Origin of the sequence: Gluconacetobacter entanii (assembly GCF_003206495.1) — a bacterium.
In the GTDB taxonomy this organism is placed as follows: Bacteria; Pseudomonadota; Alphaproteobacteria; order Acetobacterales; family Acetobacteraceae; genus Novacetimonas; species Novacetimonas entanii.
Genome location: NZ_NKUF01000027.1, coordinates 1 through 19,612 on the forward strand (window position 1 = coordinate 1; position 19,612 = coordinate 19,612).

General features: G+C 55.7%; 19 protein-coding genes and 2 pseudogenes. 8 read left to right on the forward strand and 13 right to left on the reverse strand.

Translation table 11 applies throughout. The features are described 5' to 3' along the window. Nucleotides 1-44: 44 nt before the first annotated feature. Nucleotides 45-524, reverse strand: coding sequence for a patatin-like phospholipase family protein (locus tag CFR72_RS11445; RefSeq protein ID WP_167400365.1), 480 nt, complete (start codon nucleotides 522-524; stop codon nucleotides 45-47). Between the two features lie 638 nt (nucleotides 525-1,162). On the opposite strand from CFR72_RS11445, the gene CFR72_RS11450 reads away from it, so the two are divergent. Then, complete coding sequence (locus tag CFR72_RS11450) at nucleotides 1,163-2,275, forward strand: Fic family protein (protein ID WP_110914079.1); 1,113 nt, start codon at nucleotides 1,163-1,165, stop codon at nucleotides 2,273-2,275. Nucleotides 2,276-2,325: 50 nt separating this feature from the next. Here the strand turns inward: CFR72_RS11450 and CFR72_RS11455 are convergent, their stop codons facing one another. Then, nucleotides 2,326-3,492 carry a tyrosine-type recombinase/integrase gene (locus CFR72_RS11455; protein ID WP_110914080.1) on the reverse strand — a complete coding sequence of 389 codons (1,167 nt, stop codon included), beginning with the start codon at nucleotides 3,490-3,492 and terminating at the stop codon, nucleotides 2,326-2,328. A gap of 525 nt (nucleotides 3,493-4,017) precedes the next feature. Here CFR72_RS11455 and CFR72_RS11460 point away from each other — a divergent pair. The 5 genes from CFR72_RS11460 to CFR72_RS11475 all read left to right on the forward strand — a co-directional run bounded on the left by CFR72_RS11460 (nucleotide 4,018) and on the right by CFR72_RS11475 (nucleotide 9,344). Then, a complete protein-coding gene (locus CFR72_RS11460) occupies nucleotides 4,018-4,539 on the forward strand; it encodes a sigma-70 family RNA polymerase sigma factor (protein ID WP_167400366.1) in 522 nt (173 codons plus the stop codon). A 105-nt stretch (nucleotides 4,540-4,644) separates the two neighbouring features. After that, nucleotides 4,645-5,649, forward strand: a complete 1,005-nt coding sequence (locus CFR72_RS11465) for a FecR family protein (protein ID WP_110914082.1) — start codon at nucleotides 4,645-4,647, stop codon at nucleotides 5,647-5,649. Nucleotides 5,650-5,799: 150 nt separating this feature from the next. Continuing rightward, a complete protein-coding gene (locus CFR72_RS11470) occupies nucleotides 5,800-8,349 on the forward strand; it encodes a TonB-dependent siderophore receptor (RefSeq protein ID WP_244182268.1) in 2,550 nt (849 codons plus the stop codon). Nucleotides 8,350-8,565: 216 nt separating this feature from the next. After that, a complete protein-coding gene (locus CFR72_RS18430) occupies nucleotides 8,566-8,772 on the forward strand; it encodes a transcriptional regulator domain-containing protein (protein ID WP_408869976.1) in 207 nt (68 codons plus the stop codon). A gap of 74 nt (nucleotides 8,773-8,846) precedes the next feature. After that, complete coding sequence (locus CFR72_RS11475; protein ID WP_110914084.1) at nucleotides 8,847-9,344, forward strand: DUF2285 domain-containing protein; 498 nt, start codon at nucleotides 8,847-8,849, stop codon at nucleotides 9,342-9,344. Nucleotides 9,345-9,360: 16 nt separating this feature from the next. Here CFR72_RS11475 and CFR72_RS11480 read toward each other — a convergent pair whose 3' ends face one another. From CFR72_RS11480 to CFR72_RS11510, 7 genes and pseudogenes are all read right to left on the reverse strand, one after another. After that, nucleotides 9,361-9,813, reverse strand: coding sequence for a CopG family transcriptional regulator (locus CFR72_RS11480; protein ID WP_110914085.1), 453 nt, complete (start codon nucleotides 9,811-9,813; stop codon nucleotides 9,361-9,363). A gap of 114 nt (nucleotides 9,814-9,927) precedes the next feature. Further along, a pseudogene (locus CFR72_RS18435) lies at nucleotides 9,928-11,726 on the reverse strand (relaxase/mobilization nuclease domain-containing protein). Then, complete coding sequence (locus tag CFR72_RS11490; RefSeq protein WP_110914086.1) at nucleotides 11,726-12,586, reverse strand: lytic transglycosylase domain-containing protein; 861 nt, start codon at nucleotides 12,584-12,586, stop codon at nucleotides 11,726-11,728. Before CFR72_RS11490 ends, CFR72_RS18435 begins: the two are co-directional and overlap by 1 nt. Next, nucleotides 12,583-12,912 carry a DUF736 domain-containing protein gene (locus CFR72_RS11495; RefSeq protein ID WP_110914087.1) on the reverse strand — a complete coding sequence of 110 codons (330 nt, stop codon included), beginning with the start codon at nucleotides 12,910-12,912 and terminating at the stop codon, nucleotides 12,583-12,585. Before CFR72_RS11495 ends, CFR72_RS11490 begins: the two co-directional genes overlap by 4 nt. A 68-nt stretch (nucleotides 12,913-12,980) precedes the next feature. Next, nucleotides 12,981-13,532 carry a S26 family signal peptidase gene (locus CFR72_RS11500; RefSeq protein WP_110914088.1) on the reverse strand — a complete coding sequence of 184 codons (552 nt, stop codon included), beginning with the start codon at nucleotides 13,530-13,532 and terminating at the stop codon, nucleotides 12,981-12,983. Then, nucleotides 13,529-14,005, reverse strand: a complete 477-nt coding sequence (locus tag CFR72_RS11505) for a DUF2840 domain-containing protein (RefSeq protein ID WP_110914089.1) — start codon at nucleotides 14,003-14,005, stop codon at nucleotides 13,529-13,531. Before CFR72_RS11505 ends, CFR72_RS11500 begins: the two co-directional genes overlap by 4 nt. After that, nucleotides 14,002-14,334 carry a helix-turn-helix domain-containing protein gene (locus CFR72_RS11510; protein ID WP_110914090.1) on the reverse strand — a complete coding sequence of 111 codons (333 nt, stop codon included), beginning with the start codon at nucleotides 14,332-14,334 and terminating at the stop codon, nucleotides 14,002-14,004. The genes CFR72_RS11505 and CFR72_RS11510 overlap by 4 nt, the downstream gene beginning before the upstream one ends. A gap of 154 nt (nucleotides 14,335-14,488) precedes the next feature. Between CFR72_RS11510 and CFR72_RS17245 the strand changes: the two genes are divergently transcribed. Then, entirely contained in the window at nucleotides 14,489-14,737 is a 249-nt protein-coding gene (locus CFR72_RS17245; RefSeq protein ID WP_146220719.1) for a hypothetical protein, read from the forward strand. 10 nt (nucleotides 14,738-14,747) lie between these two features. Further along, a complete protein-coding gene (locus CFR72_RS11515) occupies nucleotides 14,748-15,728 on the forward strand; it encodes a toll/interleukin-1 receptor domain-containing protein (RefSeq protein ID WP_167400367.1) in 981 nt (326 codons plus the stop codon). Nucleotides 15,729-15,773: 45 nt separating this feature from the next. Here CFR72_RS11515 and CFR72_RS11520 read toward each other — a convergent pair. The 4 genes and pseudogenes from CFR72_RS11520 to CFR72_RS11530 form a co-directional block, all read right to left on the reverse strand. Further along, nucleotides 15,774-16,559: pseudogene (locus CFR72_RS11520) on the reverse strand (IS5 family transposase). A 39-nt stretch (nucleotides 16,560-16,598) separates the two neighbouring features. Continuing rightward, nucleotides 16,599-16,913, reverse strand: a complete 315-nt coding sequence (locus CFR72_RS18385; RefSeq protein ID WP_341865268.1) for a tyrosine-type recombinase/integrase — start codon at nucleotides 16,911-16,913, stop codon at nucleotides 16,599-16,601. Then, a complete protein-coding gene (locus tag CFR72_RS11525; RefSeq protein WP_341865267.1) occupies nucleotides 16,856-17,752 on the reverse strand; it encodes a tyrosine-type recombinase/integrase in 897 nt (298 codons plus the stop codon). Before CFR72_RS11525 ends, CFR72_RS18385 begins: the two co-directional genes overlap by 58 nt. A 177-nt stretch (nucleotides 17,753-17,929) precedes the next feature. Beyond that, nucleotides 17,930-19,609, reverse strand: a complete 1,680-nt coding sequence (locus CFR72_RS11530; RefSeq protein WP_110914092.1) for a recombinase family protein — start codon at nucleotides 19,607-19,609, stop codon at nucleotides 17,930-17,932. Nucleotides 19,610-19,612: the final 3 nt, after the last annotated feature.

The following is a 19,612-nucleotide window of genomic DNA, read 5'->3' on the forward strand; positions in this document are numbered from 1 at the left end:
GGCCACATCAACAGGCCTTACAGAAGACCGCACACGATCACACGTCAATATGGGTCAGAAAACTCTTGCATAACGGACGGCAACCACAGAAGAAATCCGAGCACTGCCAACCCGACTATCGCGAGAGCAGCCGAGACGATCACGGGCGCCGACCGGGTTGCACCCGCTACGATCAGCGCGGGTGGAATAGCAATTGTCAGCATGAGCGCTAACGTTTTGACGACCCAGCTATGGGCTGAAGCCCATCGGAAAAGTAGCACGCGCGCCCAACCAGTGCGTCCGAAGATATCGGTTGCGCGGTTGAAGTTGGGATCGATCTCGTTGAGCTGGTCGATTAGTGTCGGGCCGCCATCCGGGTCGAGCAGGTCGCGGGAGGAGAAGCCTGCTGCCTTGAGCGCGGCCACGATCGCCCCGGCTGATGTTCCTGCTAAGCCACAGAATACCACGTCACGATCTTCCAATGCGCGCAGTGCTCCGACATGAAGCAGCCCCTTGGCGCCGCCGCCGGCAAGGGCAACGAACACACGCTGAGGTTCGGCGAAGAGAGGGGGCCTAGCCAATTATGTTGGTCCTATATCGCAAGGCTTTTCCCGTGTTAATAAGAGGCACGTGTAATCTGCGACGGTTCAAAATGTCATGTCCTCGACGTCAAAAATCGTGGCAACCTCGCTTGATTGTATCATATCCAGCTACGAATTTGGTTGTGGCACGCGTAGCGATTGAGAATTTGTTGATTCTAATCGATGTCCACATGTAGACCGCCAACAACTTTTCCGCTTTCCTACCATCAAGATGCTGGCCAGAAACGATGCCGATTTTCCAGAACAGGAAAATGACCGCGAACGGTGAAGATGGATTGGTAACAGTCGTTCGGGCTTTGTGCTAATGATAGCTGCTATCATCGTGGCGCTTTCCGAATGCAGACCGGCAGGAAATCTCCACAATACCGTCATTTTCCGTCGGGAAGAAGGGCGAAGGATAATCTGGTGTGCAAAAGGCAGCACAGCTTTTCGGGAGGGGGAAAAGGCAGCGAGAGTGCTTCTGCCAGGCGCTCGACCAATGTGTGCAGAAATAAAGGATTTATTCACCGCATATCATGCGGATATAGCCTTGTGGTTTGCGGTAATTAAGCGCCATATTCTCCGCAAGGAGTGCAGGGAATATGGCGCGATACATTCATCAGCATGCAGACTGGCCCAGCTTCCAGTGGGACAAGGACACCATTGCCTATGAACTAGGGGCGGTGCGTCATCGGCAGGGACGCTTCCTGGGCCGTATGGAAAGCCTCGGCTTCGATTTCAGGTCGGAAGCCGTGCTCCAGACCCTGACGGAAGATGTCATCAAGTCGAGCGAGATCGAGGGCGAAACCCTCGATCGTGAGCAGGTGCGCTCTTCCATTGCCCGGCGACTGGGTATGGATATTGGCGCGCTGGCATCGGTGGATCGGGATGTCGAAGGCGTTGTGGAGATGATGCTGGATGCGACCCGGCATTATGCCGATCCGCTGACCGAAGAAAGGCTGTTCGCCTGGCATGCGGCTTTGTTTCCAACCGGGCGAAACGGTATGGCACGCATTCTGGTCGGAGAGTGGCGTGATGACAGAACCGGCCCGATGCAGGTCGTGTCAGGCCCTGTCGGACGAGAGAAGGTTCATTATGAGGCGCCGGCAGCCAGCAGGGTGCCCGCAGAGATGCAGGTCTTCCTCAACTGGTGCAATGCCGGGCAAGCCCTGGATCCTGTGCTGAAGGCAGCCATCGCACATTTGTGGTTTGTTACCATTCATCCGTTTGAGGATGGAAACGGGCGCATGGCACGGGCCATCGGTGACCTCATGCTGGCGCGTTCGGAACAGACGGACCAGCGTTTCTACAGCCTGTCGGCCCAGATCCGGCAGGAACGTAAGGATTATTACGCAATCCTTGAGGCTACCCAGAAGGGGGATATGGACATCACGTCCTGGCTGCACTGGTTTCTGGGAGCGCTGGATCGCGCCTTTGATCGCGCTGAACTGGTCTTGGGAAAAGTCATCGAGAAGGCCCGGTTCTGGGACAATCTGGCCGGACAGGCGATCAATGACCGGCAACGCCTCATGCTCAACCGTCTGCTCGATGGGTTTGAGGGTAAGCTGACCTCATCCAAATGGGCGAAGCTGGTGAAAACGTCACCGGATACAGCCCTGCGAGATATCAATGATCTGGTATCGCGCGGTATTCTGGTCAGGGAGGCGGCAGGAGGAAGAAGCACCAGCTATGTGCTGGTTGTTCCCGAGACGTAAAACGCGGGCCGATGCTGACGGACAGGCTGTTGATTGGGTATGATCGGTATTCAGGCCTGTATCCTTGCATCGGTGAGCGCGGATGAAATGCGCTGGGCGACCTGATCCGTCGAGCGTTTGACATTTTCCCGCTTCAGATGGGCGTAGCGGGAGGTGGTCTTGATGTCGCTATGGCCCAGCATCCGGCCGATCATTGTCAGGTCCGCTCCCATCTCCAAGGCATCCGATGCGAAGGAATGACGGAGATCGTGGAGCCTGACGCCATCCAGGCCTGCCGCCTTGCGGATACGACGCCACGGCTTTTGCAGGTCAGTGAGATATTCGCCAGCCTTGCGTCCGGTGATGACATAGGGATTGTCGGGCAGGCGAGGGGTAGCCTTCAGGACGTCAACAGCCGCCGTGCCCAACTGGACTGTTTTCGCTCCGGTTTTGCTGTCGGGGAGGCGCAGTTCCGCTTCATTCAGCCAGACATACGCCCACTGAAGTGTCTGGATTTCCCGTAACCGGCAACCCGTGAGGGCAAGCAGACGGATGGCCCGTGCCGCTTCGGGCATATCTTCGGCGGCCTCGTCGAGGCTGTTGCCCAGGCGACCATACTCTTCTCTGGTGAGGAAACGTTCTCGTCTTTCTTCCCGGTAGCGTTTGACGCCCCGGCATGGATTCACACCGTCCTGGCGGATACCCCACAGATCGGCAAGGCTGAACATCTTTGACAGAACGCCCAGCGTGCGGTTGGCCTGATAGGGGATATGGCGGAAGCTGCCGTGGAATTCGACGACCTCAGCCCGTGAAAGGTCGGCCATCCGCCAGCTTCCGAATTTCGGGACAATGAACAGTTCCACCGAGCGCCTGTACTCTCCCCGTGTTCTGGGTTTCAGGTGGACATCGACATATTCGTCGAGAAAGCGTCTGGAGAAGCTCGCGACAGTCATGGCCTTGCGATCGTCAGACCGTTTGTCCGCCGGATTTTCCCCGGTATGAACCCGTGCGAGGATCCTGATGGCTTCATCACGGGCGAGATCCGCAGTCCACGGACTGCCATGCTGGCCAATCGTGTAACGCCGCAGCCTCCCGCCAGAGCGGTAGTGAATGACGTAGACCTTGCGGCCCGATGGCCAGACACGGATAGCAAAGGCCGGGATGCTGTCATCCCACAGGAAGTAATCTTTTGCTTCGGGCGTCGCCGCCGTGACGGTTTTCTTGTTGAGCCGGGCCATTCTCGCCTCCACCGCAGGAAACACATAGGAAACAGATGAGAGCGCAACCGAGCGTAGTCGGTGAAGGAATGACGTATCCCGACTGGGACATTTTTCAAGGAAAAACAAAGGGTTTTCGTGGTCTGGCGCTATTCTGTCGGCACGGGCGCTGGCCAGCGTTGGCTAAAAAATCTTTCTCATAACCTGAAGGCCGCAGGTTCAAATCCTGCCCCCGCAACCATGAATTCTATTTAATATCAAGTGGTTATCCCGCTCTTCGAGCAGGCTTTCTGCGTTCTATGATGCCAACTGGAATCATATAGGAATCAGCAGGAAACGAAATATCCCGTAGCAACCCTGCGTAAGAGGCGCGTCAGTAGAGCAGCGGGAAGGGCGAGAATCGGCCTAGGCCTCCCAATGCGCGGTCGACCCGCGAACCTTCTCCTTGCCTTCCAGGCCCTCCTCACGTAGCTACCAAATAAGAATGGTTCTTAAATGTGGTGAAGCGGATTCGTATGACCGCGTGATGAAGTGGACAGCGCACCTTTGGACAGCGAGAAGGACAATCTGAGTCTGTTCGTGCAGAACCGCAAGCGGCTGGTCGATTACGCGACCGCTGTGACGGGGACTACGACGCAAAGCGAGGATATCGTTCAGGAGGCATGGGTTCGTTTTTCGACAGTCTCCCAGGCTGATCCGAATTTCGTTCGTGAACCGCTCCGCTACCTCTTCCGCATTGTTAGAAATATTGCTCTCGACGGCAGACGGGCACAGATCAGCCGTAGTCGTTATGTGATCTCGTGGAACGGAAGCGAGACAACCCATCTTCAACCAGATGAGCGGGCTGTTCCCGAAGTCGAGATTCAGCATCGTCAGCAACTGGCTATTGTGCGCGATGCTCTTGCAGAACTCCCGGAACGCACAAGAATGGCTGTGGAATTGCACCGCCTTGAGGGATTGAAGACAAGAGAGGTTGCCGCGCGGCTGGGAATCTCGGTAACGCGTGCGCATAATCTGATTGCCGAAGGCGTGGCACATTGCCGGAGATGTCTGAAGTCGTTCCCGTAAATCATTATAAAAAAATCTGCGCTGTTTCGTTTATGAAGTAGGGATTGATCTCGTCCATGTTCGGGCATGCGGCGACCAACATGATGCTTGAGTATCGGGAGAGGAATGACTGCAGGGACAGAGAGCGAAGACGAACGGGCGACAAGGGAGGCAACGGACTGGCTTATCTTTTTGGAAGATGAGCCTGACGATCCTGATCTGCGCGCCCGTTTCGCTGACTGGCTTTCGGCTCACCCAGCCAACAGAAAAGCATGGGCCGAGACGGCGCAGGCATATGACCTGATTGGTCCCGCAGCAGTGCATGAAGGTGCTGCTGTCCGTGTATTTGAAGTGCGAGACCTGGCGGATGAGGTGGCTCCTCGCCCATCGAAGCGCATCCTGTCGAGGCGAATGGTTCCTGTCGCCGGGGCAGGAATGGCACTGGCGGCCTGTCTCGCTCTGCTGATAGCTCCGAAAGCTCTTCTCTGGTGGCAGGCTGATTATATAACGGGCACGGCTCAGCAGCAGTCGATCCGGCTTGCTGATGGTACGGACGTCGAGCTTGCCCCTCAGAGTGCCATTGCTGTGGATTATAAAGGGTCCCAACGCAATATTCGTCTTTTGAAAGGCCGTGCCTTTTTTGAAGTTACGCATGATGCAGCGCGCCCGTTTGCAGTCGATGCTCATAGCGTCCGCACAACGGATATCGGCACCGCGTTTGAAGTCGCTTTTGAGGCGGATAGTACGGATGTTGCGGTCGTGCAGGGAGCCGTACAGGTAGACGCCTCTCCTTCTTTTCGGATTTCAGAACATTTGCAGGCAGGACAGGCGATCCGCGTGGGATGGACGGGCAGTTTCCACCGCGCGAATGCTGACGGGAACGAGATCGCCGCTTGGCGACATGGACAGTTGATCGCCAGCGATCAGCCGGTGTCTGATGTGGTGGAAAAGCTTCGCCCCTACTTCAAAGGGATGATCGTGCTGGGTAGTTCAGACTTTGCTGCACGGCGAGTTACAGGAGTTTATGACCTGAATAACCCACTGGGAGCGCTCCATGCCTTGGTGCAGGCCCATGAGGGTGTAGTCGTAAGGCGTGTGACGCCCTGGCTCGTGATAATCTCCGACTTCTAATTTTTTCGTATTCGATCATAAAAAAGAGGGAAAAAATTTTCTCGGCACCCGTCGCTCAAGTAGGGGATGAAACTGCAATGCAGTCGCATTAACGGCGTCTCCCCTGCTAAGTAGAGCACAGTAAGGGAAACAATGCCGTTGCGACGGAACGTGAGTGTCGGTGCTGACCGAAAAATTATAGCTGCAATTCTGATGACAAGCTCGGTACTGGCTTCCGTTGCCGGAACATCAGGTGCTTTTGCTCAAACGGTAGTTTCATCTACGATGACTGCCGACCAGTCAAAAAGTTTTTCCGTTCCTGCGGGGCCCCTCGCAAGGGCGTTGACGTCTTTTGGGGCACAGTCTGGAAAGCAGGTTTCGGTAGAGACGTCCGTTATTCAGGGATTATCCTCTCCCGGTGTGGCTGGGCATATGAGTGCGCAGCAGGCGCTGGCACAGTTACTTGGGGGGACGGGGCTTACCTATCGTCTCTCGGGGAATGTTGTGACGCTTGTGAAAGCGTCTACTAATATTACACTTGGTCCGGTCCGTGTCGGTGGAACGCTCAATCGTGAAAGTGCAACTGGTCCTGGTGTCGGGTATGTTGCACACTACACCACGTCTGGGTCAAAAACCGATACTCCTATTATAGAAATACCAAATTCAATTTATGTTATCACAAAACAACAACTTCAAGATCAGCAGCCACAAAATATTATGGAAGCGTTGCGATATACACCGGGCGTGTATGCTGACCAGTATGGTACGGGTGACAATGGATCAATGGCCATCAATGGAAGTGGTGCAGGCACTAATGCTTCCATTATCATGCGCGGATTCAATGCAAGTCAATTTGTCGATGGACTGAATACTAGGAGCTATACGGCCGGAGAAACAGCGTTTGTTGAGCGCGTCGAAGCGGTCAACGGACCTGCATCGGTTTTGTATGGCCAGGTCGGAGCCGGCGGTTTAATTGCGACTAGCCTCAAAAAGCCCACTGATACTCCAATACATAATGTTTCAGTTGGCTTTGGAAACTGGGGAAGATATCAGGCAACCGTCGATATAGGCGATAATATTACTAAATCTGGTAATCTACAATATCGGGTTGCAGCCATTGGGGTCACACAAGGCACTCAAACGGATTATATAAATTATAAACGTGTCGGGGTATTGCCTTCGATTAAATGGAAAATTGACGAGAAGACTAATCTGACGTTAATCGGTAGTTATCTTTATACGCCTAACGATGGGCTAAATTGGGTTGGATACCCGCTTAATGGAACACTCATTCGCAATAATGGTCGTTATATACCTCGTAGCCGTTTTTTAGGCGATCCGAATGTTAATGAATCTAGTGCAGCAGCGGCTGAGTTTGAATATCAGTTTGACCATGCTTTCAATAAATACTTATCATTTCAGCAGGTGTTTAGATACTCAGATTCTGATCATAGCATGAATCAGTTTTACGAAAATACTGCAGGCAGCAAAGGAGATATTTTTAATCGCTATGCATGGCAATCAGCGGTTGAGAATAACAACATTGGTCTTGATAGTCGATTTTTGGCACATATCCCCTCAGGACCTGTAAAACAAACAATTGTGGTAGGTATGGATTTTAGAAAAGTCGACGTGTCCCAGAATCTTGCATATGATTCTCGTAGTTTTCCAATAAATATTTGGGATCCAGTATATGGGCGGGAAATTCCCAATTATTCTCTTAGCGGGCCTGATGCAATTAATATTAATGACAATAATTCTTCTTACTTTCAAAAGGGTATATATTTTCAGGATCAGATAAAATTTGACTCTTTGTCAATCATACTTGGAGGGCGCCAAGATTGGGCGTCAGGCACGACGAGCACTTATACAGGGAAAGGAAATGGTAATGGAACTTATACCCTCGTTTCTTACAAACGAACAAAAGGTTACACTGCGTCTAAATTTACGTGGAGAGCAGGCCTAACTTACAATTTTAAATTTGGGTTAACGCCATATTTTAGCTATGCAACTTCATTCTTACCCCAAGAAGGTGAGTATGACTATACTGGAAAGCCAATATCTCCGTTACAAGGTAGCCAATTTGAAGCAGGTCTTAAATATTATGTTCCGAATACCGATGTATTGTTAACAGCAGCGGCCTATCATATTAAAGAGAGTCACTACATAACTGACGACTCTGCTCACCCTGGTTATGATATAGATGCTGGAACAGTCGTATCAAAAGGCGTTGAACTTTCAGCTCAGGCGAATATTACGCATGACTTGCACCTAATCGCGTCTTATTCATATACCGACGCGCGAGTAACAAAGAGTGGTACGTCGGAAACTGCCTATGACGTTAATGGTAACGCAATCGGGACAGTGCCTGAAAAAGGAAAATACATTCGTTCTGTTCCGAGGAACATGGTCAACATGTTTTTTGATTATACTATTTCAAAAACGGCATTACGGGGACTCGGCATAAACTTCGGAGTGCGTTATAATGGATTCACTTATTCAAGTGATGCTAATTCCATCAAAGTTCCTGCCTATAATTTATTTGATATTGGTGCCCATTATGACTTTGCAAATATCTCTCCTTCATTAAAAGGTCTGAAAGCTCAACTTGCGCTCTCTAACTTGACGGATAAGCGATATATCACTTCGTGTTATGGGAAGGCCAGTTGCTCATATGGACAAGGTCGGCGAGTGTACGGAAATCTGTCCTATAGTTGGTGAAATTTTATCGCCTTGATATCAAAGTCGGTGGCGGTCTCGCGGCAAATACCGTGAGGCGACCTATGTCAAATTCGTCGGGTGGCGCTGTGCAACATGCGTGGGGCCTGGCCGCAAGTGTGAGAACCCAATGTAATCAAAAACGTGGGCTACCTGACAAGTGCGGCGTGTCTTGTCGCGCCGGGTCGGTAGCTCCCCAGCCGATAAGGGACGTCTCCCATGCCACTGGATATCTGGCATTCCGAGGCCGATCTGGCCATTCTCAGAACCCTGTCAGCTTCCGCTCTTGCCGGAGCCTTCATGCGGCGTTGGTCACGCTACATCAGCGATTATCGTGATACCCGCTTGCGGATAGGGGTCAGTGACAATCCCTCTCTCCTGTGGGCGGCGTTCCGTGACCGATGGAGGTTACGTTTTTGTCCATGATCCTGACATCCCCATAACCCGAAAACCCGTGATCTGGCGAAGGGAAGACACAACCCGGATCATCAGTCTGACATATGCGCCACGGGGTTTCAGTGATCTCCGCTCGCGATTTCGAGGCGATGGGCCGCATCCTGTTCGACAGCGAGGACGACGCGGGGCGCTCCGTCACCGTGACCGGCACTTTCGGGACATTTTTCTTCCTGTTGGACGATCCCGCCGCTGCGAAGCGCCCCGCAGTCGTGATCCCGATTGACCCTTATTACCGAAGCCGCTGGTATGAAGCCGGGCGCTTTGTAGCTCATCATCTGGGTTTTAGACTGCCTTCCCGTATGCCACCGGTCATCACGCCGTTTCGGTCCCTGCATCTGATCCGCTGCCTGCATGCCTATGATCTGCATCGGGCCGGTGCCGATGAACGTCGCATTGCCGCCGTCCTGATTAATCGCCGTGCCCTGACCATGCCTCTGGACGAATGGCGCGATCACGGCTGGCGCAGGAACGCGAAGGACTGGCGCGACGAAGGCATCGCCCTGGTTGAAGGTGGATATCTCAAGCTACTGCTTGAGGGATAATCGTCATTGCGGGGCGTCATGACCGGGTCGGTGCGTCGTCGGTTTTGTCAGCAGCGCGCTGACGCATGGCGGGAATATCGAGCGGGATGTCATCCCGGAAGGATCGCCCCTGCGATAGCCGCCGCCCCAGCGTGTCCAAAAAACGGGCGAAGCGTTCCTGACCAAGCGCGTTGGCGGCGGCCTGCGCCTCAGCGGGCAGGGGCGGCATCTGCCCCAGCCAGAAGCGGATGAACAGGGCGTGTGTTTCCAGTGCGATTATCAGGTCACACTCCTGGCGCTGCATCTGCCGTGTCAGCCGGTCCAGACGTCGTGTCAGGGCGGCTTCGCTTTTCTCCGCGCCGTCGGGGGACAGGAGCGAGGCGACCGCCGCCTCCACCACGGCGGAGCGCGTTACCTTCCGACGCGCGGCAAGATCGCCAATCTGCGAGATCATGGCGACGGGCAGGGAGACGTTCAGGCGATCACGCATGGAAACCTTCCTTGAAAAGCTATGATGTGAACGAAAGATTGTTTCCGGAACAAGACCGAAACTGCGTCGAGTGTAATGAGGCGGACGATAGCGTGAAAGGAACGGTGGCATGGATCACATGCTGATCCCGAGATCGCGCTTGCGGTCGTGTCGCCAGTCGACTCCCCTGTCATCATGGGCGACCCAATCGACATAGCGGTCATGCTGTTTCTCCAGTGACGGTGCCCAGGGCACAAGCTGGAAGCCCAGGCCGTTGTCGATCATGGCGAAGCGCCCCGAGGACAGGCTGAGACGTTTCACATACTGGCCGGTGACAAAATGGCCCGGAATGCTGCGCTCGTAAGCCAGCCTGCTTTCCTTCGCGAGTTTCGCGCCCACCTGATCAAGTTCCTGCTGACGCAATGTCGCCAGAAGGTTTTTCTGATAGCGCACGGACCCATCCTGCTGAAATGACGCCAACCCGCAATCCATGAGGTGACGGGTGCGCTCCTGCATGGCCTGCCGCACCTCGGCCCCGAAGCCGCTGCGGGCGAGGTCCATCGGCTGGCGCTCTACCAGCCGGTGATCCAGCCATGTTGCCCCCGGCGCTTTGACCTGGGCGGCAAGGTCCAGATCGGAGCGGGTGGACAGCACCAGATAATTCTTCCCACTCGTCCTGCCGGTCGCGGTGCGGATTTCAACGATGCCGCCATCGGGTGGCGCGTCGCGGAACGCCTCCACGCCGGGGAAGCGGACGTGATGTGCATGCCCGTCCGTGGCGTCGATCACGGCATAGGCTTCGCCTGTCAGTTCGTTGTGCAGCCCGCGCTCAAGCAGGTGGCCCGTCAAGGCGATGGGCTGATCACGTCCCGAGATCACGTAATCGCCGGGGGACAATCACCCGATCCCGGCTTCGTTCCGTCATGGCACGGTGCATGGTTTTGATGATGTCGCCGCGCGCGCCCATCTCGCGCAGCGTGTCCGGCATGCCGGGGGGCAAGCGACCATCTTCCCGGTCCTTCCGGAGTGGCCAGCCCCATGCGTTCCAGTGTCTGTGCTCTGCCGGTCAGAAGGGCGCGATGCGTCGCGGCCTGGCTGAAGGCATGAGCGCCGCCAGCGTCGGGCCGTAGGTCCACGACGCCCAGACCATCAGCGTGACGCTGCAATTCGGTATCGAGCCGGGTCCAGCGTTCCGCCGTCACGTCCTGGCGTAACGCGGCCTCGATTTCATGCTCGGCGCGTGGGCCAAGCTCAAGCGATACCAGATCCTCCGCCCGAGAGCGCAGTCCGTGGCTGATGTAGTCGCGGGCGATCACCAGATCGGCCCCGGCCTGATCCACGCCACGCACGATCAGATGGACATGGGGATTGTTGGTATTCCAGTGCAACACGGCAGCCCAGTCCAGGCGCGTGCCAAGATCGGCTTCCATCTGTCGCACGAGGTCGCGGGTAAAACCGTCAAGGTCCGCCATCTCCGGTGCGTCCTCAGGCGAGATGATGAAGCGAAAATGATGTCGGTCATCCTGGCAACGGGCAGCAAAATCCTGTGCGTCCACGTCCTGACCATCCGGCCCGAACAGATGCGCTTTCTCGCCGTCGCGGGTGACGCCATCCCGACGCAGATAGGCGAGATGATCGGCCAGCGATCCGGAACGCGAGCCGCGCCCAGTTTGTCGAGCCACGCGAGCCTTGACGGTGACACGGCGATGGGCGTCGAACAGGCGGCTTTTGCCAAAGCGGGAATGCCCCCGCCCGAAGGTCGAGGGGCCAGAGCGCGGGCTGCTGCCTTTTCCCTTTCCGGGGCCGCCGCCAGTTCCTCCGCCCGCGCGTCGGGAGGCATGGAGCACCTGTACCAGAAAACTCCGAGGCCGGGCCGCGTGTCCCGTGCTCCGGATACGGCCTGGACGGACCCGGAAATCCTCTTCGCGGGCCATCAGAACCTCCCTGTGCAGGAAAACCCTGCAGGAAGCGGGCACAAAACCCAAAACCCTGCACGCGACCGACCCAGCCTGCACACACAAAAGCAAGACGCGACAGCGGATTGCGTTGTGTCGTGGCAGGCCATTTTATCTTGCCCTCTCTTTTCTGTATGTTTCCCGATCTGCTCAACACCCCGTACATTCCCGAAATGCGTCCTATGGGATGACAGGTTTTCATGAGGTGGGGCCTTTGATCGTATCGCCTGAACGAAAATCGGCATCACCTCGGGGGCATTCTGAGTCGCCTCTCGGGATGCAAACTCACCCACAAAAAGCGGACTTCCGGACGGTGTTTGTTCGTGGGGTCGATCAACAAAATCCACGCCGGAAATCGTGCCGCCGACCGACACTCCACGCAGCAGTCGGATGACTTTCGCGACGTATTTCCGGGTCTCATCAGGCAGCATTTTTCCTGCTGTCAGGAGCTGTTCATACCGTCCGGGACCGGCATTGTAGGCGGCGAGAAAGCCCGCATCGCCATAGCGGTCATGCAGCCACCGAAGATAGGCCGCACCCACCGTGATGTTGTCGTGCGGATCGTATGGATCGGCCCCGAGCTTCAGCGCCGCGCGTAGTTGCCGCCATGTGTCGGGCATGATCTGCATGAGGCCCATCGCGCCCCTGGGTGATACCGCTGAGGCATCACCCTGGCTCTCCGCGTGCATCACCCCCGTGATCCATGCGGGCGGGATGTGTGCCCGTGTGGCGGCATCGGTGACATAGGCATCGAACGGCGCGGCGCTGACGCTCTGCATAGAGATGGCAAACCCGGCGCAGACCACCAGCAGAGCGGGCATTGTTTTAACGCGGATCATGACGGCGTTCGTGGATGGTTCCAGACCAGATGGAACATGTCATGTTCGTCCCGGTCCGGCAGCAGTCGGGCACGCAGGGGACGGGCGAAAAGCGGGTCATCAATCATCACCGCTAGCCACAACCCGATGCGTTCCCCGTGACGTGCCCAGGCGCAGCCCACCTGTATGGCGTCATCTTCCAGACCGCGCAGGACGCGATAATCCGGGGTGTTCTCTGTGGTGGGGTCTACGATGGGGAGGATCGACAGATCGTCCTCCATCAGAAAGGTGGTGATCTGGCCGAAAAAGCCGTTTGTGGTGCGCGTGAAGGTGCCAAGACGGATCATGATACGTCTCTCCTGATCTGCGGGTCGCAGGACAAAGAATTGAAAACTGGGGGCAGGGCGGTTTGTGCTTACTGAAGCGGATGCGGTCTTTCGTCATGGCCCGGTGCCGTCCGCCCGGTCGTGATCCAGATCGGGATTGCGCGGCCCATAACCGTGCTGGCGGGAAGCGGTCCGAAATAGCGCCCGTCCAGACTGCGCGGTTCTGCCGGATTCATGACGAAAATCTCGCCGCGCACGAGGCGATGGCAGCCTTGCCAGACCGACAACGGACGGCCCCGATGATCACTGGTCAGTGCTTCGCCGATAGACTTGCCATCAATCGTGATACTGCCGTTTGTCCGGCATACGGTCTGTCCTGGTAGGGCCGCGACGGGCTTGAGTAAGGGCACACCGAGCGGCAGATAGCCGCGCTGTGACAGCAGCAGGGCCAGACGGTCGGGCAGACGCAGGGCGGCAAGATCCCCGACATGCAGGCTGCTATCGGTGCGCAGCCGATAGAGTCCCACCGGGACGCTGGCCGTCTCGTTCCAGAGCAGCCGGGGTGCGATTTGCACGGCGGCTGACACGCCCACCATCAGCACGACGAAATACGTGGCGAAGAACCAGGCGCGCCGGGTCATGACATCAGCCTCGCACGTTTCAGCCAGGCCTCGTGCAGGGTCTGTGTGTAGGGGCGTGGTTCCTGCCCGGCAGTGATGCGGTTATGGACATGGTGCCAGTGATCAGGGGAGACGGCGCAGGGGTCGAAGCGGAAGCGTTCGATCTGGTCGATCACCTCCAGCACATGCTTCACCTGCGGCCAGCCCGACACGTCGAGCAGCAGGTCGCCACCGGGCCAGACAAAGAGCACGGTTTGAAAGGCGGTGCCCCGTTCCACCGTCCGCACGATGGCAAGGCAGGACACGACCGTGCCGTAATCGTTGGCGGCCCAGCGGATAAAGCCGAAGGTGCTGCCGGGCGCGAAACTCAGCAGGCGGCGGCGCTTGTCGAGCACACGGTCGGAGACCGGCCTGCCGAACCTGATCCAGTGTTCGATGCGCTTCTCGATGAAGGTCAGTTCGACCGTGGTCAGGTTGGAATCATCCGCCTTCATGGTCTGTTCCTCCGTGAGGGCATCTCACGCAGGGCGGCGGCATAGTTGTTGTCCGAGGTGTTTTGGCAGCGATGGCGCTGAAGCCATGCTTCCACGTCCTCGCGGAGATAGAGGACGCGCGAGCCAACCTTCAGAAATGGTGGACCGCCGCCGGTGCAGCGGTATTTTTCCAGTGTGCGAACCGAGACCCCGATCAGTTCGGCGGCTTCACCTCCGCGCAGATAGGGGCGCAGGATACGGGCCGGGGACGTTGGCGGGCGGGCTGGTGCAGCGATCTCGGGTATCGGCGGCACAGGTGAGCCCGCTTTGGGTTTCGCGATGTCGGTCATGAAAACCTCCCTGTCGATGCGGCGTGCTTCTAAGGTGAAGCGGGGCCGACAAGGGGAGGCTGACGGGAAAGAGGCGGTCTGGGAGTGGAGGAAATGACGTGCGCGAATTCCTCCCCCCCAAAAGCGTAAAAGAATGCAAGGTAAGGTAGGAAGGATGCGGTTTGGACCCGTGGTATGGGGATTCGCAACAAAATGGCCAGAAGAAAGAATATTTATCGGATACGATGCCGCGCAGAACCGTATTTTAGGTCAGCGATCTATTTGGGTAGCAGGAGGCCATGCAGATTATATGGTTAACGACGCACGGTTTTGTGATGGAAGATTTGTTATTATTGAAGGTAGTCCAAGGGGAGTTTTTTTTGTAAACCTTCTCAAAAGTTTGAAAGTGTCTTTATTTTTTTGAGGGGGGAAAATTGAAAGTATTTATTAGCTGGAGTAAGCATAGAAGCAAAGAGATGGCAAATGCCTTGCGTGATTGGCTTCCTATGGTACTTCAATATGTAGAGCCATTTGTTTCTGATAAAGATATTTCTGCAGGAGAAAGGTGGGCACAAGCTATTTCGGGCGAATTGGAAGCATCTAATTTTGGTATTATATGTATAACTCCAGAAAACATTAGTTCAGAATGGATACTTTTTGAATCAGGTGCTCTTTCAAAATCTATGTCTGATGGAAAAGTTATCCCATTGCTTTTTGGTTTAGAGTTAAGTGATTTGAGCGGTCCACTTTCTCAGTTTCAAGCTCAGAAAGCGGAAGAGGCTGGGATAATGGAAATTGTAAAATCAATTAATAAAGTTGCTGAAAAGCCGGCATCAGATCAAATAGTAAATCAATTGGTTCCGAGTTTGTGGCCAAAATTCAAAAGCAAATTAGATGAAATCTCGTCAAAAACACCAGTGGATAAACATAAGCGTCCACAGCATGAAATTTTAGAAGAACTCGTTAAAGACGTTAGAGGGATAGGATCTGTTGTTAGAGATATGCAAATGGATTCTGGTGATGAAGAGAAAACCATTCGTAAGCAGCTTCAGCGGTGGCATCCGCGAGTTATACATGAATTTGTTATGGCTTCGCAGAAGACGGATGATCCAGGTGTTGGACTTTTATTGTTGTCAGGACTAATAAAAGATGAGTTGCCATGGCTTTCAGAATTGTTGACAGAAACTTATCGAGAAACACGAAGTGCTAATAAAGCTCAGGTCGGACGAATTTTACAGCGTACAAAGATGCTAATTAAAATGCTGTATCGTGATGGTATTGCATATAAATTGAGCAATGTGTCGAAAAATACTATGATGTTAATGGAAGAGATGGTTGATGCTATTGATTTTATATTTTCAAATATATTGAATAGTAAATCCTCTGCGGGAGGAAGGAAGAGTATTGTAGATTAATTTTTTAGTATGAATATTTATGGTTTTTCGTTTTTCTGGAGACTGTTATATTTTGATATAGTCCGCTATATCTGCGATGAGGGTGACGGAGAGAAAGGACGCGGCTGTCTTCTCGTATCGGGTTGCGACAGCCCGTTATTCCTTGAGGCTTGCTAATAGGTTTTCGACCAAATGCCGGTGCCTATATGCCCATTGGGGGCAAGTGACTGCCGGGTCTTTGCACCGTGGCGGAATGACTGGACGAGAACCCCTCGGCTCAGAGATCTTCACGGAATTTAAGCGAGGCATACCCACGATCGCAGACGACATACATCGGTGGGTGTGGCAGATCATCAAGTCGGACATAGGCATATGGCGGTTCATGTGCCTGTTCGGGCGAAAGCGTGAAGGGCAATGCCCTGCCATGGTTATGGTCCATCTGCGGCTACGCAGACCTTGGTACCAAATCCTTCACATGAGCTGCCAGGAATTTCGCGATCGTTTTGGCGCTCTCTGTGCCTCTTTTTTAGCAGCTTGGGCGGCCTTGTGGTGGGTAAGGATCGTCGTACCATCGAGAAAAAGCATGCCCAGAGAAGGATCTCTGTCGCTGATCTTTTCAAAGAGATGCTGCCAGACGCCGAATTTTGACCACCGGATGAACAACTGGGCTGCAATCCACCAGAGGCCAAATTCAGGCGGCAATGCACGCCGTTTCGCACTGTTCTGATGCCGCCAGAAAATCGCGGATATAGTCACTTGCAGGTTCTTCAGTGGGGTTTTGCTCTTCGGACGGATTTCCTCGATCAAAGGCTCCCAGACGGACCATGCGGTATCAGAAATGGCAGACTGCATCATGCTCATCATAAACAGCTATGCAGTCCGTTCTATCATTCAAGGTCTAACAGGCCCTAGTGCGCCAGAAATGGCCTCAGAAATCTTGTTGGCTGTTTCTCTTATTGGTTCGGTCTTGAGGTGTGCATACCGCGCAGTGGTTTGCACTTGCGTATGTCCCAATAATCGCCCGATCATGGTCAGGTCAGCGCCAAGGTGGAGTGCATCCGATGCAAAGGAGTGGCGCAGGTCGTGGATGCGTAGTGTGTCCAGTCCGGCTCTTGCGCGCAGCCGCCGCCACGGTTTCTGGATGTCGGTCAGATACTGCCGTCCACCTTTCCTGTGATGACGTAGGGATTGCCCTCGATCCGGGATATGTCCGACAGCACGTCCAGCGCCGCTTTGCCTATGGGTACGACCTTGGCCCCAGTCTTGGAGTCCGGCAGTCGCAGGACACCGGCCCGAAAATCCACATACTCCCATTTCAGGGTCTGGATTTCCCCAAGGCGGCAACCGGTCAGTAGCAGCAGGCGAATGCAGGTTGCGGCTTCCGGCTCGCCGTCTGCCTCGCGGAGCACCTTGCCCAGCCGGGCCAGTTCGTCCGGTGTCAGGTAACGTTCCCGCTTCACTTCCTTGTAGCGTTTGACCTTCCAGCACGGAGTGATCCCGTCCGTCCGTACGCTCCAGGTATCGGCTAGGGTGAACATGATCGACAACACCCCAAGCACCCGGTTGGCCTGATAGGGCGTCTCTTCCAAACCTTGGTGCAGTTCGACGACATCCGCGCGGGTCACGTCGATGACCTTGAGCGTCCCTAACTTCGGGGTGATGAATAGGTCAACACAGCGGCGATACTCGTACTGTGTCGAGGGCTTGCAATGAGAGGCGGCGTGTTCGGCGAGGAACCGCTTGGCGAATTCCTTCATGGTCGCGGCGGCGCGCAGCCGGTCGCGTTGTGCGCCGGGATCGCTGCCGAGCCGGACATCTGAGAGATGCTTCATGGCCTTGGTGCGGGCCTGATCCGGGGTGATCGGGCCATGCGGACCGATATTGACCCGCCGGATGCGTCCGCCCGCGCGGAACTGAGCAAGGTAGATTTTCCGGCCCGCTGGATGGACCCTCAGACCAAAGCCCCGAAGCTCTTCATCCCAAAGGAAGTATTCCTTGCCGGTTTTGGCGGCAGCTTCGACGGAACGTTTCGTGATCTTGACCATGCTTTTGTCTCCAGTGCCGGAATCACTGGAATCAAATAGGAATCATTTGGGAGCGAAATAAGGCGATCCCGGTCAGGGAAGAGTGTATCGTGACCCGATATAAAACATCAACAAAACAGTACCTTATCGCATTAAAATCGGTGTGATGCGGCTTTGGCGAAGCTTGAAAAATGGAACTCATAACCTGAAGGTCGCAGGTTCAAATCCTGCCCCCGCAACCATCTGAACTTGCGATGCGAACGCATCACGAACCCCAGCCCCGAAACTGGCTGGGGTTTTCGTTTGTCCGCCCGATGCCACCGTCAGGACACCGGCGAGATCGCCCCGGACATCGATCTGTAGTCCCTTGTCGGATGGCGTGAGGATGATGGCCTCGATCAGAGAGCGGATCACCTCGGCCGCCTCCTGGCGCTTCTCGTCCAGCTCGGAATGCAGCATGTCGTGCAGGCGCGCGAGCTGCCGGTGGTAGAACTCCGCCATCTGGGGATGAAGCAGGGGTGGGGGCGCTTCGGCAGTTGCAAGGAACTCCTTGAGTTCCGCCTTGCGGGCTTCGAGCTTGGATCCGCGCTCCTTGACCGTCTCGATCGAAATCGCTTCCGAGAGGTAGAGATCCATCAACCGCTGGATGTCGCGTTCAACCCGCTTCAGTTCTGCCTCTGACGCGCCGATGTCGGCCGACGCCTCCATGCGCAGCCGGTTCATCTCGGTGGTGAACGCTGTGCAGAATTCGGCGAACAGGTCCGGGTCCATGAGGTGATGACGCAGGGCGTCGAGAACGCGCCGTTCCAGTTCCTCGCGGCGCATATTGGTCCGGTTGTCGCAGGTGCCCTTGTTGCGTGCCGTCGAGCAGCCGAGCAGCACGCCGGAGATCATGGAGTAGCCGCCACCACAGCAGCCGCATTTGCTGAGGCCCGAGAACAGGTAACGGGGGCGGCGTTTCTCGCGGAAGTGGTCGGGCGATGACGTGTCGCGTGTGTCCCGGCTGGCGCTGACGCTGGCCTGCCGTGCCTTGACCGCGTCCCACAGGTCCTGATCGACGATCCGCAGTTCCGGCACCTCCTGGATTACCCATTCGGATTCCGGATTGGGTCGGGCCTGTCGCTTGCCGGTATCGGGATCCTTGATGAAGCGTTGCCGGTTCCACACCAGCCTGCCCACGTACATCTCGTTGTTGAGGATACCGGTGCCGCGTAGCCGGTTGCCGTTGATGGTCGAGAAACCCCAGGCACCGCTACCCGGTGCGGAGATGCCTTCGTCGTTGAGACGGAAGGCGATGGCGCGTGGTCCCAGCCCGGCCGCGAAATCGCGGAAGATGCGACGGACCACGTCGGCTTCCATTGGATTGATAGTCCGGTCGCCCCGGATCGGCTCACCATTGGCATCGAGCCTGCGTACGACATCATAGCCGTAGGCATTGCCGCCGCCGGACTTGCCCTGTTCGACCCGGCCTCGCAGGCCGCGATGGGTCTTCTCAGCCAGGTCTTTCAGGAACAGGGCGTTCATCGTGCCCTTCAGGCCGACATGGAGATGCGAGACTTCGCCCTCGGAGAGAGTGACGATCCGCACACCGGCGTAGTTCATGCGCTTGAAGACGCCGGCGATGTCCTCCTGGTCGCGGGAGAGGCGGTCCATGGCTTCGGCCAGCACGATCTGAAACCGTCCGCGCTGTGCATCGGCGATCAGCGCCTGAATGCCGGGCCGCATCAGGGACGCGCCCGAGATCGCGTGATCGGTATACTCCTCGACGATGCTCCAGCCCTGTTTCTCCGCGTGGGTGCGGCAGACCCGGAGTTGGTCGGCGATCGAGGCGTCGCGCTGGTTATCTGAGGAGTAGCGGGCGTAGAACGCGACCTTCATGAC

Coding starts and splice junctions, on each gene's coding strand:
- CFR72_RS18430 (WP_408869976.1), top strand. CDS start 8,566: ATGCCACTGGATATCTGGCATTCCGAGGCCGATCTGGCCATTCTCAGA.
- CFR72_RS11495 (WP_110914087.1), bottom strand. CDS start 12,912: ATGATCCGTCTTGGCACCTTCACGCGCACCACAAACGGCTTTTTCGGC.
- CFR72_RS11455 (WP_110914080.1), bottom strand. CDS start 3,492: ATGGCCCGGCTCAACAAGAAAACCGTCACGGCGGCGACGCCCGAAGCA.
- CFR72_RS11505 (WP_110914089.1), bottom strand. CDS start 14,005: ATGAAGGCGGATGATTCCAACCTGACCACGGTCGAACTGACCTTCATC.
- CFR72_RS11510 (WP_110914090.1), bottom strand. CDS start 14,334: ATGACCGACATCGCGAAACCCAAAGCGGGCTCACCTGTGCCGCCGATA.
- CFR72_RS11475 (WP_110914084.1), top strand. CDS start 8,847: ATGCGCCACGGGGTTTCAGTGATCTCCGCTCGCGATTTCGAGGCGATG.
- CFR72_RS11480 (WP_110914085.1), bottom strand. CDS start 9,813: ATGCGTGATCGCCTGAACGTCTCCCTGCCCGTCGCCATGATCTCGCAG.
- CFR72_RS11525 (WP_341865267.1), bottom strand. CDS start 17,752: ATGGTCAAGATCACGAAACGTTCCGTCGAAGCTGCCGCCAAAACCGGC.
- CFR72_RS11450 (WP_110914079.1), top strand. CDS start 1,163: ATGGCGCGATACATTCATCAGCATGCAGACTGGCCCAGCTTCCAGTGG.
- CFR72_RS11530 (WP_110914092.1), bottom strand. CDS start 19,609: ATGAAGGTCGCGTTCTACGCCCGCTACTCCTCAGATAACCAGCGCGAC.
- CFR72_RS11490 (WP_110914086.1), bottom strand. CDS start 12,586: ATGATCCGCGTTAAAACAATGCCCGCTCTGCTGGTGGTCTGCGCCGGG.
- CFR72_RS17245 (WP_146220719.1), top strand. CDS start 14,489: ATGCGGTTTGGACCCGTGGTATGGGGATTCGCAACAAAATGGCCAGAA.
- CFR72_RS11465 (WP_110914082.1), top strand. CDS start 4,645: ATGACTGCAGGGACAGAGAGCGAAGACGAACGGGCGACAAGGGAGGCA.
- CFR72_RS11500 (WP_110914088.1), bottom strand. CDS start 13,532: ATGACCCGGCGCGCCTGGTTCTTCGCCACGTATTTCGTCGTGCTGATG.